The following is a 13,891-nucleotide window of genomic DNA, read 5'->3' on the forward strand; positions in this document are numbered from 1 at the left end:
GGACCGTTCGCCACGAACCCGGATCATCGGCCATGGTGTAGGCGCCCTCAGACAGTCGTTTGCTCAGGCTCTTCGCCCACTCCAGTTCGGTGCGTGCGTGTCCCGCCCACAGTTCGGCCTGATCGCGGACGTGCTCGGGGGCGTCCCGATTGGGGTGCTCCCGCCACTTGGCCTGCACTACGAGCTCCGCTTGTGCGCCCGCCAGGGTGGTGTCAACTCCCACCAACACTAGGGTGCCCTCCTCGTCCGGGTGGTGTCAGCACTGACCTACAAGCGGTGCTGGTGGAGACCTCCAAAGCCAGGGTGTACTCACGCGTCCGGGTGAATCGCTTCGGCGTGAAGTTGGCAAATCCCGTCAGATCAACGAACTTGGGTGATATGGCCGAGAGCGCCGGGTCGAAGGTCGTCGTGCGAGGTCTGCAACCCTGCGTCACGACGATAAGCCCGCAAGCGCCCGGATTTAGCCGATGAGTGGGCGTGCAGTCGTGTCATCGCAAAGCGATGGTGAAGGGTGCGCTGTAGCGCCGTCTCGGTTGGGTGCCGAGTAGGAAGCGGGCCGTCATCGACGACTTCGACATTCGGTACGCGCTACGCCAGAGGGTGACGGCAGTCGGCGTGCTGGACGGGCCATCGGTCGCTACTTCAGCACGGATCGAGTCAAGCGCAGTATGCATGCGCTCGATATCCGGCTCACCGTGTTCTAACTGTCGTGCGAGATGGCGAAGTCGGGCATAGGTGCTGCCCTGTTCGTCGTGTGCGGGCGCGGTGGCTTGTGCCAGCAGGTGGTTGGTGATGGCCAGCGGTGCTGTTTGAGCGTCGATGATGTGTTCGACGTTGTCGCGTTCTCGCTCCCAGATGAATGCGTCGCCGTAGGCATCAGCGATCAAGAAGTGGCAAGTGCTGTAACGGGTGTAGTGCTTGGCGCCGTGCAGCGCCTCTCGCGCCTGCGCGGCGGTGTGACAACGGTCCAGCAGGAACCTCGGTAGCTGAGCCTCGTCCAGGCCTGCTTGCGGTGCGGTCGTCGGCCGGATCGTGTCGCCTTGGCCGTCGGCGAGCTCGACGACGCACAGGCCGGCCTCGTTGATGCCTTCCAGGCAGCCGCTCAGATTGTTCCCGGTTATCGCCACGGAGGAGAGTCCGCGGTCCGGGTGCATCTCGAGCACATATGGTCGGGCCAGGGCGGGAAGGTGCTGTCCGACCCGGGCGGCCGGCTCGGTTTCGATGACCGACATATGAATGTCGAAGTTGCGCACGATCGTGGCCGGCGCCGTCGGCGATGGCGGGCACCACACCGCCGAACACCCGCCCGGTAGGGGCAGTCCGTTGAGCTCATCGACGCACAGCGACGGGTCGTCATCGGCGACGCCGAACGCCGCCGCCATTCCCCGGCAGCGTTCGTGATGCTCGGGCCAGTTCGCCTCGAACCACCGTTTCCGAGCGCGGCCGAGTACCGGCTTCACCGGGCGCGGCGCCGATCCGTACGCGTCGATCGATGCGCGGGCGAGCGCGAAACCTATTTCGGCTTGCGTACCGCGGACGACTAGGTGCGAGACGACGGCAAAGTCACCGGGCACTCCCGCGACGGTCGATATGGTGACTGGTCCGGCGCCGTTGTCATATCGCACGTCAGCGATCCTCACACATCAGACTGGTCAACCAGGCGCCGCACCGAGCTGCGCTCGGTGCCGCACCGAGCTGCGCTCGGGTACAAACCCCCGCCGACGCACGGATCAGCCGCGATCCGATCGCTACGCGCCGTTATGCAGCCCGCGCGGGGGTGTGGTGAGTTGTGATCCGCTACGGTGGCTGCCGGCGCTGGTGGTTGCAGCTTGCCGGGTAGCGGTCTGCGTCGATCTGCTCGCGGGCGTCTTCATGTACGCGACGTCGTCCGGCATGTCGAACAGACCCCGCTGCGTACCCCATCTGTGTCTTCCACCTGGTCAGCCGGAGCGCTGGAACGCGGCGGTCTCGTAGATTGTCCGCTGCGCCAGCAGATCGGTGGGGCCGCAGTCGTCGGTCAGCACGCTGACGCGCAGGCTCTGATCGGACAGTGTCAGCCGGTAGGTGGCTTCGCAGGCGTCGCCGGTGGCCCGGACCTCGATGAGCGGTCCGTCGAGGCGATAGCCGCCCTGCCAGCCGGCTTCCAGCTCGCGGCCGTCCGCGCTGACGAACAACGCCCATTCGGTCGGCGTTACGCGAAGCACGATGCGGTATTCCTTCGCCGGGCCGTCCATGGGCGGGCCGAGGAAGGCCCGCGCCTCGGCGTCGCTCCCGCCGGCCCGCTGGTACGTGACCGCCCAGTTGCCGGCGGCGAGCGACGGCGTCTGCCAGGTGCCGATCAGCTCCGCCCGCGACGGTGCGACCGCATCGACCGTGGTAGGCCCCGATTCCCCACGGAGACCGACGATGCCGAGCGGGATGGCGGCGACGGCCAGCATTGTCGCCAGAACCGCGGCGCGGCGATACCGCAGGTTGCGCCGCCCGCGGACGGTGGCCTCCTCGAGCAGGGCGCCGACCGGCGGATCGACCGCCTCAGCGGCATCGCTCAGTGCCCGCCGCAGCTGGCTGCGCAGATCCGCGTCAGGGGACATCATCCAGCTCCTTCTCGGCGAGCGCGGCGGCGAGTGCCTGCCGGGCCCGGTGCAACATCACCTTGGTCGCGGTGGTGGAGCAGCCCAGCAGATCGGCCACCTCGGCGACGGGGCGATCCTCGTAGTAGTGCAGGGCGACGGCGGCTCGCTGCTTGGCCGGCAACGCCGCGGTGGCCCGGAGCAGGTCGATGTCCATGGGAGCCGGCGCGGTCGCCGGTACGTCCGCGGAGAGCCTGGTCAGCTCGCGCCGTTGCCGATCGCGGTGTGCCGCCCGAACCGCCAGGCGAATGGCGACCCGCCGCACCCAGGCGTGCGGGGCGTCGTACCGCGCGACCTTCGGCCAGTACAGGTAGAGCTGCACGAAGGCGTCCTGCGTGACGTCCTCGGCGTGCTCCCGGTCGTACAGGATCAGATAGACGGTCCGGGCGACCGCCCGGAACTCTGCCAGGTAGAACGCCGCGTAGTCGGCCGCCACCGCCGCGGCGTCCGCCCGGCTCCGCGGCGCGGCCAGTGCGCCGTCCGGGACGTACTCCGACATCGAAGTCAGCGCAATCACCCCCCACCCGGACACAGACGCGGCGTGCCGATCGGGTTACCACGGCCGTAACCCAGTCGGGCCGCGGTGGCTGTGCATGGGTATGAGCACATCGCAGCGAACCGTCCTGGCGGCCGTCGCCGCCGCCGTCATTCTGCTCGCCGGATGCGACTCCGGCGACGGTGGATCCGGCAGCGGCGACAAGGCCCAATCCGCGCCTTCCGCGCAGCCGTCCCCGTCGGCCAGCGCGGCGTGCGAGCCCGAGCTCGGCACCTGCCGTGGCGACCTGGTGGCCGGCACCTACCGCACGGCGACGTTCCGCCCGCCCATCACCTACACGGTTCCGCCCGGATGGTCGAACGGCATCGATCTGCCCCACAACTTCCTGCTGTCGCGTCCCGGCGACCCGGCGCTGGACTTCTACGGCGGCAACGCCATCACCATCATGTCGAACGTGGTGGCGGCATCCCAGAAGTGCGATGACAGGGGCGAGCCGGGCGTAGGGCGTACCGCCGGGGATCTGGCGCGATGGATCGATCGCCTGCCCGGCGTGACCGCGACCACGCCCCGTCCGGCGACCGTCGGCGGATGGCCCGGCTTCCTCCTGGACATCCAGCTCGCTCAGGGTTGGACCAAGACGTGCCCGGTCGCCGAGGAGCCCATGGTCCCGCTGCTGCAGACCGGTGACCCCGCACAGTTCCACCCCACCGGCATTTTCCTGCCGAAAGGCGGATCCAACCGGCTCTACCTCCTCGACGCCCCGGGCGGCGGCAACATCCTGATCGACATCATCGACATCCCCGGCGGCATCAGCCTGCGCGACTACCTGCCGGCGGTCACCCCCGTCGTCGAATCCCTCTACTTCGGCGCCTGACGGCCCGACCGCGTGTGCTTATCAGCCTGGCTGGCGAAGACCCGCGGATCACCATTGCCGGTGGCCCGGACGCGTCGGCCGGGCGGGTCGGCCGGTCGACATCGTCCGCGAACTCGGCCCACTGGCCCGGTATTGCCGGAAGCGTCAGCAGTACTTGTAGGCGCCAGTGCTGCCCCAGGAACACGAGTCGAGCAGCGTTCCGTAGTTGCTGCGCAGGTAGGCGGCGTCGCCGGTGTTGTTCCAGACGTGCCAGCCCAGGCCCCAGTAGCGGTGGACGGTCGTGTTGGTGCCCTTGCCGGTGTGGACGTAGACACTCTTGCCGGGGTAGAGCACGAAGCTCGTGGTGAAGGTGTAGACATGGTTCTGCTTGTCGCGCACCGTGAAGTTCTTGAGGTTGAGCGCGTAGCTGCGCGTGTTCTTCAACCCGAAGTACTCGCCGTTCACGTTGGCGTTCGCAGTCGTGTCGGTTCCGGGCGCGTTGTAGTAGACGATCGTGAGCATGATCGGCGGCGTGGCGGCCTGAGCCGGTGCTGCGGCGGCCAGACAGGCCCCCAATCCGATGGCTGACGCTGAGACGAGACTGAGCAGCCGCTTCTTCATTTAGTTCCCTCTGGTTTCGATCCGATTCGGTGCCGGATGCGTGGCCGCCATCGTTTGCCTGATGACAACGAAGTTCGTGGAATGGTGACGGCGCAAGGCCGAAAGCCGTGCAGGTGGGCGGCGTGAGTCCTAGGAAATTGTTCGACCGTCAGGTCGTTGGCGCTGCACCGCCATAAATTAGGCGTTACGAAAGCCGGAAACAATCCATCAATAGAGTTGCACACTACTCACTTCGTACGATCGCCCGATGGGTCAACTGGTCACTGTCGTGGCGGGATCCGGATCATGGTGGCGGACGTCCCGTATCGTGATCAGCCGATGAAGGACAAGGCAGGCTGGGCGGTTGTCATCCTGGGTTTGGTCCTCTGGACCGGGCTTGGCTACTACTGGGCGATCGGCTCGGCGGTCAAGGTCCATCAGGCGCAGGAGCACCGGAAACAGCTGACCCGGCAGGGCGTACGCATCGATGCGCTCGTCTATGACCGCGACAGCGGCCGCCGGAAGGTGAGCTTTCGCTTCTACTACTCGGTCGCGGGCGTCGCGTACCGGGGCAGCACCGTCTGCGGCGCGAACGACGGCTGCCCCAAGCCGGAGACGCTGGCGATCCGATACGACCCGGCCCGCCCCGAGGCGTACCTGGTGGAGTCGACTGGGTCGACCGACACGAGTGTGTCCCGGTTCGCGCATTGGCAGAACATCCCCGTTGGCCTGGTCATCGGCTCGATTCCGCTCTATTTCTACCTGCGCATAAGGTTCGAGCGACCCAGTCGTACCACTCGTTGAGCGACATCTGGCGCCGCCGTTTGCCTGAGGCGCCGCCGATGTTGTCCTGCACGAGGACCGAAATCCCCCGCCGGAGGTGAGCCCGCCTCATCTCCACGGCCCAGAGGCTGGGACTCCTATCGGCCGCAGGGAGGAAGGAATCGTGACGATCACCATGGGGCTCGCGGGTGCGGGCCGCCGGGCAGCGCGAGTACACGCGCCGGCGTTGGCCTCGGCTCCGGACATCGAGTTCGCCGGCATCTGGGCGCTGAGTCCCGGGCCGGTGCGGAGGCTTGCCGACCGGCACGGTGTCCAGGCGTTCTGGGAGTTCGGCGACCTGTTGGAGAACTGCGACGCGGTGGCGTTCGCGGTGCCGCCGGCGGCGCAACCTGACCTGGCCGCGACGGCGGTCCAGCGCGGCCGCAGCGTTCTGCTGGAGCGGCCGATGGCCGGCGACCTCGCGGGAGCAGAGGCACTGGCCAAAGTGGTACGGGAGAAGAACGTCGTCTCGCAGATCGGGCTCGCCTGGCGGTACGCCGCCGACGTACGGCGTTTCCTGCACACCGAATTGAAGCGGGTACGGCCGGTGAGCGGCTGGGGCCGTGTGCTCTCCAACGATCACCTGGACGACGACCTCGCTGCCACCTGGCGGGTCGAGCGAGGCGTGCTGCGCGACCACGGGGTGGATCTTCTCGATTTGCTGGAGGCCGCGCTCGGCCCGATCGTCGGCGTACAGGCGCACGGCGACCGGCACGGCTGGATCGGCCTCATGCTCGATCACCTCGTCGGTCATTGCAGCGAAGCGTCCATGTCGGCGTCCGTGCCGAGCAGCATCTTCCGCGCCGGTGTCGAAATCTTCGGGCCGGGAGGCGCGGCGGCGCTCGACTGCATCGGCGTCGTTGGGCCGCCCGCCTACCGCACCATGTATGCCGAGTTCGCCGCCGCGGTGGAGCGGCAGGTGACACCGGCGCTGGACGTCGAGCACGGCCTGCATCTGCAGCGCGTGATCGAGTCCGCCGACACGGGCATCGTGCTCGGCGCCTGACTGGATTCAGACATTGGCGGCCAGCTCGGTCGGGACGTAGAGCCCCTCCCGCACGGCGCGCAGGCCGGCCGTGATCCGGTCCGGAACGGCGAGCTTGATCCGGACGCGTTCGAGGTGATCCTCGACGATCTTCAACGAGATGCTCCGGGCAACCGCGATGGACGCCGCCGTCCCACCCTCGACGAGCGCACCCAGGATCTCCAGTTCGGTTCCGGTCAGCCCGCACAGGTCGCCGGGTGCACTCACGGCGACCACGGCCCGCAGATGACGAGGTGCCCGACCATTGCACCCAAACAGAGTGATCCGGACATGTCCGGCTTCGGCCGGCGGCCGATCGTACGGGACCAGGAACATGGCGTAGTCCGGTCTCCCGCCGAGGTGCGTGACCGCGGCCGGGAGGACGGCCGAGTTCGCCTCCAACAGCGGATGCGTCGGCAGCCCGGGAAGGGGCAGCGTCCCGCCGGACATGGTGAGCACCGTCGCCGCGGTCATCCCGCGGACGATCCGGGCCAGCACCGCGAGCGAGCGGAGCGGGTCCACCGCGTACGCGATGGTGGGGGCCAGTAGTTGCACCAGGTTGCACGCGGCCGGGCTCGGGTGTGCCGGATCGTCGGTGGTGAGTCCCAGCAGGCCGACCTGGCGGCCGTCACCGATGACCAGACCGACACCGAGACCTTCCCGGAATCCGGCCGGTCGGAACAGTTCCATCCAACTGCGGATCTCCTCGGCGGGTACCGGAAGATCCTGGACCCGTAGCGGCGCAGTCCCGTGCAGGCCCAGCGACTCGATCTCGTCGTGGTCCGCCCGGGTGGTCATGTAGGCGCGGATACGGTCGTTGTACCCGCGACAGCTCAACAGGTCGTGCTGACGCAGCTCAGGATCAAGCAACGCGATACGGGCAGCCTGGAACGGAATCACCTGACGCAGCGAGTCCAGGATCGCATCCGCGCGTTCCTCGGGGCCGGCCGGCAGGTCCGCGAGCGCGGCCACCTCCGCGGCGACCTCGGCGGCATGCGGCGGCAGGTCGAACATCCCGGCCCCCATTCGCGGCAGCTTGTTTCACATCGACGTTACCCATCGTGCGGCGGCACAGCATCCTCCAGTGGGCAGTTCTGCCAATCGACGCCGGGTCGAGAAGCTGCTGCGATAGGGCTGAGACGAGGAGAGCAGATGTCACGACGCGAGCGCTGACCGCGGGTAGGGGCGAACTGCGGGAGCGGCTATTGCGTCTCGGCTTCATCAAGGTCGACCGCAAGGGTTTCCTCAAGTCCGACGCGTACGTCGCCGCCGCCGAGATCGATCGTGTGCACGACGGTGCCGTCCATCTGACGGTCGCCGACAGGGAAATGCTGAAGGAAGCCGACACCTGAGCCATGACTGTTGTCTCCGACCCGCATGTCGTCATGATCCGGCCGGTCGTCCCGCAGACTCCGGAAGGCTGCGCCGAATGCCTGCGTCTGGGCACTCCGTGGGTGCACCTGCGGCTGTGCCTGACCTGCGGGCATGTCGGCTGCTGCGATTCGTCACCGATGCGGCACGCGCGGGAGCACGCGCACACCGTGGGTCATCCGATCGTCCAGTCGTTCGAGCCCGGGGAGAGCTGGCGCTGGTGCTACGTGGACGAGGCGATGGTCTGACCTGAACGGCACGTACAGCGCCGCGGTGTTCGTCATGGACGAGCACCGCGGCGGACGTACGGATCAAGGTTTACGAGTTGATCGTGATCAGGTTCTCCACCTCGGTAACACCGGGCGCCGACCAGGCGACACGCTCGGCCTCGCGCCGCTCCGGCCACGACCGTACGCTCCCGGTCAGGATCACCTTGCTGCCCTGGGTGGTGACGTGGATCCGTTCCGCATCTGTCTCGGCTGTGCGTACCAGGGCGTCCTCGATCTTCTTCCTGAGCTCAGCGGGCGACGGGCCGGTACGCGGCCGCACGGTGATGAGGTTGCTGACTCCCTTGACGCCGGTGAGTGTGCGGACCACTCGGTGCGCCTCCTGCCGCTGGTAGTCCCAGTCCACGTCGCCGCGCAGGGTGACCCAGCCGCCGGACACCGAGACCTTCACCGTGTCGTCGGGTACGAGTGAGTCCATCTCGAGCGCCCGGGCGACGGATTGGGCGAGGTCGACGTCGGTCTGCTCGTGGCTGGGCGACAGGCGCACCTCGATGTCGTTGACGACGGCCTTGACCCCGCGGACACGAAGCGCCGCGCGTTCGGCGGCCCACTTCTTGCTGAACGTGTCCACCCCGCCGGTCAGCGTCGTCACCCCGTTCCTCACGGCCACGCCGATCTCGTTCGGCGCGACCTCGGCGTCCCATTTCAGCTCGCGCAGCACCTCACGCTGGATGTCCTCATCGGTCTGGGTGGTTACTGTGCTGGCCATGCCGGTCCTCCAAGACCTCTCGTTCGTTGGCCGTGCCGGCCTGCTCGCGCCGCGGTCGGGCGAGGGCCTGTCCGGACCCTCGGCCCGGACCGGATGACTCCGGCTCACCCGCGGCAGGGTAGAAACGCGCCGGCACCTCAGGAGAAGTCGGCGAGCGCATCGCGGACGCGGCCGGCCCCGTACCTCTTCCGGTGGTCCACCGGCGACATCGTCGCGTCGGGTGGAAACTTCTCGACCCGGTGGTTGCCGGGTGCACGGGGCTCACAGCAGGCGCAGATCGCGCGCCAGCCGGACCGCCTCCTTGCGCCGATCGGCGCCGAGCTTGCGGTAGATGTTCTTCACGTGCGTCTTCACCGTGTTGACCGAGATGTACAGCAGGGCCGCGATCTCGGCATGCGACAGTGTGCCCTGCAGATACCGCAGGATGGTCCGTTCCCGCTTGGTCAGCGGCTCCACCAGAGTGCTGGTCGGGGTGGGCCAGGCGTTTTGGTGCACCGGCAGGTGCGGGTCGGACGCCTCGGCGACCAAGGGGTCGGTCGCGCTCGTGAGGGCGGCGGCCACCGGCGGGTACGCGGACATCGCGGGCGCCACCGATTCGATCAGGGCCAGCACCGCGTGCCCGCCGGCGGTGAAGCAGCGCCGGTGCCCTTCCTCGTCGGCCACCTTCAACGCGACCCCGAGACCGTGCATGACCTGATCCCGGTGCCCGGTTGCCTTTCCGGCCAGCGCGGCGACGAGACCCGACCAGGCCCGGAAGGTCACCGAGTTGCCGGCATCGGGACGGGTCAGGCACGGCGCGACGACGGTGCTCGCCTCGGCCGGCCGGCCCTCGGCGAGCAGGACGGATCCCTCGACGACCGCGGTCTGGGCCGGTGACGGCTCCGTGTCCGACCAGGACGTCAGACACTGGCGGGCGGCAGCGGGGTCGCCGCACGCGAGCCGCAGTTCGGCCTCCGCCAGGGTGAGGGCACGCCGGGCCGGTGCCGGTAGGTCCGCGGTGCCGGATTCGTGGTACGCGGCCCGCAGCGCGTCGTGCGCCTCGGTCAGCCGGCCGGTGGCCACCCGGATGCGAGTCTGCAGGATCGTGCCGGTGAGCTGGATCAGCCGGTCGCCGCCGGAGCTGTCCAGGGCCGCGTCGGCGCAGCACCAGGCGTCGTCGAGCCGGTCCCACTGGAAGTGCGCCTCGGCCAGGGCCAGCCTGCTCCAGCTCAGGTCGGTCAGCTGCCCGAGGCCCAGCCGGGAGCCCAGCTCGAGCGCCTCCCGAGCGGTCCGGACCGCGTCGTGCAGATGACCGAGTGCCGCATACGAGGCCGCCAGATAACTGGTGGCGCTGATCTGGACGTGATCGAGGTCGCGCCTCCGGGCCAGGGTCTGCGCCTCGCCGAGATACCGGCGCGCCTCGGTCGATTGTCCGAGGTGCAGCTTGGCCGCGCCCAGGGAAAGCAGGGCGAGTGGCCGGAGCATGCCCGCCGCGGAGGATTCCGGAGCCGGTCCGGCCAGGATCTCGGCAGCCGTCGAGCACACGCGGTGCAGATGACCGTCGAGTCTCGCCGTGGCCAGCCGGAGGGCCGTCATGATGGACGCCGCGGGTTCGCCCTCGTCCGGGTCGGTCTCGGCCAGGTGCAGCAGATGCCGGGCGGAGGCGGTGTCGCCGGCGTCGAGCCGCTCCGCCGCCATCGCCAGGACCACGTGCGCCGGCGCGTCGGGCCCGGGCATGGAGGTGACGATGGGCCCCACGTCGAGCCGCCGGCTGCCGACCAAGATGTCCGGCCAATGGCGGTGCAGCACGTCGGCCGCCCGCTCCCATTCGCGGGCCGCGAGCAGGTGCCGCAGCGCCTCGACCGGTGGTCCTTGAATGAGATGCCAGTCGGCCGCCCGGCGATGGGCCCGGCCGACCCGGTCGTGGTCCTGCCGGGTGAGTTCCCGGTACAACACCCGGCTGAGCATCGGATGCAGCCGATACCAGTCGCCGGGGGTGGGGGACCGGCGGATGAACGCGCCCTGCCGCTGCAGGTCGGCCAGGACGGCGGCGCCGTCGACACGGTCGGTGAGCGTGTTGAGCAGTCCGGCGGTCAGGCGTTCGGCGACCGAGGCCTCCATCAGCATGCGGCGCACCTGGGGATCGAGCGGGGCCAGCACCTCGGCGCCGAGATAGTCGGCGATGAGGTCGATCGCCCCGGTCTCCAGCGGCGCCTGGGCCGGCTCGGCATGGTGCGCCAGGGCAGTGGCGGCGAGCCGGAGACCGGTGACCCAGCCCTCCATCCGGGCGTGCAGATCCGCGACGGCCGGACGGGGCAGCGCCATCTGCTGGCCCGCGAACAGGCCGGCTGCCTCGTCGACCGAGAAGGCGAGTTCGTCCTCGCCGAGCGTGACGAGCTGCCGGTCCATCTGCCACCGATGCAGGGGGAGCGCCGGAATCCCACGGCAGGCCAGCACCAGACGCACCTGCCCGGCGCTGGTCCGCACCATCTGCGCCAGATCTGCCAGCACGTCCGGGCCGGCGACATCGTTGCAGTCGTCGACCACGATGGCCAGGGGCGCCGGCGCGTATCTGAGCATTCCGGCGAGCCGGGCCGGGCCGTCCCGATCGGCGGTGGCGGCCGCCTCGGGCGGAATCGGTGTCCTGGTGGCGACCGCGGTCGTCAGCCGGTGCCAAAATCCGGCCCCGCTGCCACCGGCGACCCAGACGGCACGGCCCCGCTGGCGGTGTGTCCACGACGCCAGCAGGGTCGTCTTTCCCCAACCCGCCGGCGCGGACACCACGGTGAGGCGGGCGTGCCGGGTGTCGAGGAGGGACAGCAGGTGCGGCCGCGCGACATGGAACAGCTGCTTGCCGGGTGCGGGGACGCCGGCCGGGCCCGGGTCGAGAGCCGGCGAATTCGACATCGGGCCTGAGCGCCACTCGTCGGTCGGCGCTTCCTCGATGATCGTCATCCGAGCGGCCCTCACCCACGTCGCAGCGGTACGTCCTGTCTCGATCCCACCAACGCGGCCCGGGATTGTCGATTGGCAGGACTACCGATCCGTGGGGCGTGGACTCTCGAGCCACGCCGGATTGGCAGATCTGCCAATCGACACCCGCGGCGGCTGCTGGTGGTCTGGAGGCAAGGGAACGGAGCCCGCGATCCGCGTGTATCCGGGCGTCGCAGCCTGTGGATACCTCAGCCCCATGCGCGATGTTGGAGGAGAGCGTTATGCCCAAGGCAGTCGGCATCGATCTCGGCACCACGAACTCGGTGATCGCGACCGTGGAAGGCGGGCAGCCGACGGTCATCGCCAATGCGGAGGGTTCACGGACCACCCCGTCGGTGGTGGCCTTCACGGAGCAGGGCGAGCGACTGGTCGGTCAGCTGGCCCGCCGTCAGGCGATCCTCAACCCCAAGGGCACCATCTACTCGGCGAAGCGTTTCATAGGACGCCGATTCGACGAGGTGTCCAGCGAGCTGAACGCGGTGACGTTCGACGTGGTGTCCGGCCCCGACGGTGCGGTCCGGTTCAAGATCCGCGACAAGCTGTACGCGCCCGAGGAGATCTCCGCCCTGGTGCTGCGCAAACTGGTCGAGGACGCGTCGAAGTTCCTGGGTGAGCGTGTCACCGAGGCCGTCATCACCGTGCCGGCGTACTTCAACGACGCGCAACGCCAGGCGACGAAGGACGCCGGCCGCATCGCCGGCCTCGAGGTGCTGCGGATCATCAACGAGCCGACGGCGGCGGCGCTGGCGTACGGCCTCGACAAGAAGCAACACGAGACCGTCCTGGTCTTCGACCTTGGTGGCGGCACCTTCGATGTCAGCATTCTCGACGTCGGTGACGGCGTGGTGGAGGTCCGCTCCACCGCCGGCGACACTCATCTGGGCGGCGACGACTTCGACCGCCGGCTCGTCGACCACATGGCCGACGAGTTCCAGAAGACCGACGGCATCGACCTGCGCCGCGACCCGCAAGCCCTGCAGCGGCTCTTCGAGGCTGCCGAGCGCGCCAAGGTGGAGCTCTCGTCGGTCAGCCAGACGACGGCCAACCTGCCCTTCATCACGGCCGACGCCAACGGCCCCAAGCACCTCAACATGACCATCACGCGTGCGAAGTTCGAGGACCTCACCAACGATCTCGTCGAGCGCTGCCTGGATCCGGTAGAGCGCGCCATGTCCGACGCGAAGGTGACCGCGAACGACATCGACGAGGTCATTTTGGTCGGCGGCTCGACCCGGATCCCGGCCGTGCAGAAGCTGGTCCGCCGGCTCACCGGCGGCAAGGACCCGAATATGACGGTCAATCCCGACGAGGTTGTCGCGCTCGGCGCCGCGTTGCAGGCCGCGATCATCAAAGGTGAGGTCAAGGACGTCCTGCTGCTCGACGTCACCCCGCTGTCGCTGGGCATCGAGACCCAGGGCGGCGTGATGACGAAGGTCATCGACCGCAACACCACCATTCCGGCCCGGCGTACGGAGACCTTCAGCACCGCAGCCGACAACCAGCCCGCCGTGGACGTGGTGGTACTGCAGGGCGAGCGGGAGAAGGCGGACGACAACCGGGTGCTCGGCCGGTTCCGGCTGGAGAACATCCGGCCCGCGCGCCGTGGTGAGCCACAGATCGAGGTCACCTACGACATCGACGCGAACGGGATCCTGAACGTGTCGGCCCAGGACAAGGACACCGGCGCCGAGCAGCGCATCACCATCAGCGAGAGCTCCAACCTGGACAAGGGGGAGATCGACCGGATGGTCCAGGACGCCGAACGCCATCGTGGTGAGGACGCCCGGCTGCGCGAGATGATCGACGCCCGCAACGAGCTCGACTCGGCGGCGTACCAGGTGGAACGACGGCTGAACGAGCTGGGCGACGCGGTACCCGTGCATGAGAAGGGCCGCGCCGACATGCTCGTCAACGACGCGCGCCAGGCGATCAAGGATGACGCGCCGCTTGACCGGCTCCGCTCCCTCAGCTCGGAACTGCAACAGGTCTATCAGAGCCTCGGCGCCGGTGCCGGTAGCGGTCCGACGGCCGGTGGAGCGGACGGCGGCTCGTCCTCACGGCGTGACTCGTCGGGTAGCCAGGATGACGACGACGTGATCGACGCCGAATTCACGACCGGATGACCG

At 68.8% G+C, this 13,891-nt stretch carries 14 protein-coding genes; 6 read left to right on the forward strand and 8 right to left on the reverse strand.

Translation table 11 applies throughout. The features are described from left to right. The 4 genes from A3CQ_RS62235 to A3CQ_RS54290 form a co-directional block, all read right to left on the reverse strand. Positions 1-223 (reverse strand): hypothetical protein (locus A3CQ_RS62235; protein WP_245577351.1); only part of this gene is annotated, 223 nt, incomplete at its 3' end. A gap of 265 nt (positions 224-488) precedes the next feature. Then, positions 489-1,625 (reverse strand): C45 family autoproteolytic acyltransferase/hydrolase, encoded by a 1,137-nt coding sequence (locus A3CQ_RS54285; RefSeq protein ID WP_245577352.1) that lies wholly within the window; start codon positions 1,623-1,625, stop codon positions 489-491. Between the two features lie 315 nt (positions 1,626-1,940). Further along, positions 1,941-2,591 carry a hypothetical protein gene (locus tag A3CQ_RS0127970; RefSeq protein ID WP_020514257.1) on the reverse strand — a complete coding sequence of 217 codons (651 nt, stop codon included), beginning with the start codon at positions 2,589-2,591 and terminating at the stop codon, positions 1,941-1,943. Beyond that, positions 2,581-3,129 carry a sigma-70 family RNA polymerase sigma factor gene (locus A3CQ_RS54290; protein ID WP_020514258.1) on the reverse strand — a complete coding sequence of 183 codons (549 nt, stop codon included), beginning with the start codon at positions 3,127-3,129 and terminating at the stop codon, positions 2,581-2,583. The genes A3CQ_RS0127970 and A3CQ_RS54290 overlap by 11 nt, the downstream gene beginning before the upstream one ends. Before the next feature lie 94 nt (positions 3,130-3,223). Here A3CQ_RS54290 and A3CQ_RS0127980 point away from each other — a divergent pair, with 94 nt between their 5' ends. Beyond that, the gene (locus A3CQ_RS0127980) at positions 3,224-4,000 is read left to right on the forward strand and encodes a hypothetical protein (protein WP_157296427.1); all 777 of its coding nucleotides are present in this window, start codon (positions 3,224-3,226) and stop codon (positions 3,998-4,000) included. Positions 4,001-4,144: 144 nt separating this feature from the next. Here the strand turns inward: A3CQ_RS0127980 and A3CQ_RS0127985 are convergent, their stop codons facing one another. Next, positions 4,145-4,600, reverse strand: a complete 456-nt coding sequence (locus A3CQ_RS0127985; protein WP_020514260.1) for a lamin tail domain-containing protein — start codon at positions 4,598-4,600, stop codon at positions 4,145-4,147. A gap of 285 nt (positions 4,601-4,885) precedes the next feature. On the opposite strand from A3CQ_RS0127985, the gene A3CQ_RS0127990 reads away from it, so the two are divergent. Beyond that, positions 4,886-5,383 carry a hypothetical protein gene (locus tag A3CQ_RS0127990; protein ID WP_020514261.1) on the forward strand — a complete coding sequence of 166 codons (498 nt, stop codon included), beginning with the start codon at positions 4,886-4,888 and terminating at the stop codon, positions 5,381-5,383. Between the two features lie 142 nt (positions 5,384-5,525). Further along, positions 5,526-6,407, forward strand: coding sequence for a Gfo/Idh/MocA family protein (locus A3CQ_RS54295; protein WP_020514262.1), 882 nt, complete (start codon positions 5,526-5,528; stop codon positions 6,405-6,407). 6 nt (positions 6,408-6,413) lie between these two features. Here the strand turns inward: A3CQ_RS54295 and A3CQ_RS54300 are convergent, their stop codons facing one another. Beyond that, entirely contained in the window at positions 6,414-7,451 is a 1,038-nt protein-coding gene (locus tag A3CQ_RS54300; protein WP_020514263.1) for a helix-turn-helix domain-containing protein, read from the reverse strand. A 179-nt stretch (positions 7,452-7,630) separates the two neighbouring features. On the opposite strand from A3CQ_RS54300, the gene A3CQ_RS61770 reads away from it, so the two are divergent. After that, positions 7,631-7,777, forward strand: a complete 147-nt coding sequence (locus A3CQ_RS61770) for a hypothetical protein (RefSeq protein WP_020514264.1) — start codon at positions 7,631-7,633, stop codon at positions 7,775-7,777. A 3-nt stretch (positions 7,778-7,780) separates the two neighbouring features. Continuing rightward, a complete protein-coding gene (locus A3CQ_RS0128010; protein WP_020514265.1) occupies positions 7,781-8,044 on the forward strand; it encodes a UBP-type zinc finger domain-containing protein in 264 nt (87 codons plus the stop codon). A 70-nt stretch (positions 8,045-8,114) separates the two neighbouring features. Here A3CQ_RS0128010 and A3CQ_RS0128015 read toward each other — a convergent pair whose 3' ends face one another. Both A3CQ_RS0128015 and A3CQ_RS61775 read right to left on the reverse strand, forming a co-directional pair. Next, a complete protein-coding gene (locus A3CQ_RS0128015) occupies positions 8,115-8,792 on the reverse strand; it encodes a BON domain-containing protein (RefSeq protein ID WP_020514266.1) in 678 nt (225 codons plus the stop codon). A gap of 261 nt (positions 8,793-9,053) precedes the next feature. Beyond that, complete coding sequence (locus tag A3CQ_RS61775) at positions 9,054-11,726, reverse strand: winged helix-turn-helix domain-containing protein (protein WP_020514267.1); 2,673 nt, start codon at positions 11,724-11,726, stop codon at positions 9,054-9,056. 260 nt (positions 11,727-11,986) lie between these two features. Here A3CQ_RS61775 and dnaK point away from each other — a divergent pair, with 260 nt between their 5' ends. Continuing rightward, positions 11,987-13,888, forward strand: a complete 1,902-nt coding sequence (gene dnaK / locus A3CQ_RS0128025) for a molecular chaperone DnaK (RefSeq protein WP_020514268.1) — start codon at positions 11,987-11,989, stop codon at positions 13,886-13,888. The last annotated feature ends 3 nt before the right edge of the window (positions 13,889-13,891 follow it).

This window comes from Paractinoplanes globisporus DSM 43857, assembly GCF_000379645.1.
GTDB classification, from domain to species: Bacteria; Actinomycetota; Actinomycetes; order Mycobacteriales; family Micromonosporaceae; genus Actinoplanes; species Actinoplanes globisporus.

What these genes read in the sequence shown, in the direction of transcription:
- A3CQ_RS0127985 (WP_020514260.1), bottom strand. Translation starts at nt 4,600, where the DNA reads ATGAAGAAGCGGCTGCTCAGTCTCGTCTCAGCGTCAGCCATCGGATTG.
- dnaK (WP_020514268.1), top strand. Translation starts at nt 11,987, where the DNA reads ATGCCCAAGGCAGTCGGCATCGATCTCGGCACCACGAACTCGGTGATC.
- A3CQ_RS0127990 (WP_020514261.1), top strand. Translation starts at nt 4,886, where the DNA reads ATGGTGGCGGACGTCCCGTATCGTGATCAGCCGATGAAGGACAAGGCA.
- A3CQ_RS0127980 (WP_157296427.1), top strand. Translation starts at nt 3,224, where the DNA reads ATGGGTATGAGCACATCGCAGCGAACCGTCCTGGCGGCCGTCGCCGCC.
- A3CQ_RS0128010 (WP_020514265.1), top strand. Translation starts at nt 7,781, where the DNA reads ATGACTGTTGTCTCCGACCCGCATGTCGTCATGATCCGGCCGGTCGTC.
- A3CQ_RS54300 (WP_020514263.1), bottom strand. Translation starts at nt 7,451, where the DNA reads ATGGGGGCCGGGATGTTCGACCTGCCGCCGCATGCCGCCGAGGTCGCC.
- A3CQ_RS61775 (WP_020514267.1), bottom strand. Translation starts at nt 11,726, where the DNA reads ATGACGATCATCGAGGAAGCGCCGACCGACGAGTGGCGCTCAGGCCCG.
- A3CQ_RS0128015 (WP_020514266.1), bottom strand. Translation starts at nt 8,792, where the DNA reads ATGGCCAGCACAGTAACCACCCAGACCGATGAGGACATCCAGCGTGAG.
- A3CQ_RS54290 (WP_020514258.1), bottom strand. Translation starts at nt 3,129, where the DNA reads ATGTCGGAGTACGTCCCGGACGGCGCACTGGCCGCGCCGCGGAGCCGG.
- A3CQ_RS0127970 (WP_020514257.1), bottom strand. Translation starts at nt 2,591, where the DNA reads ATGTCCCCTGACGCGGATCTGCGCAGCCAGCTGCGGCGGGCACTGAGC.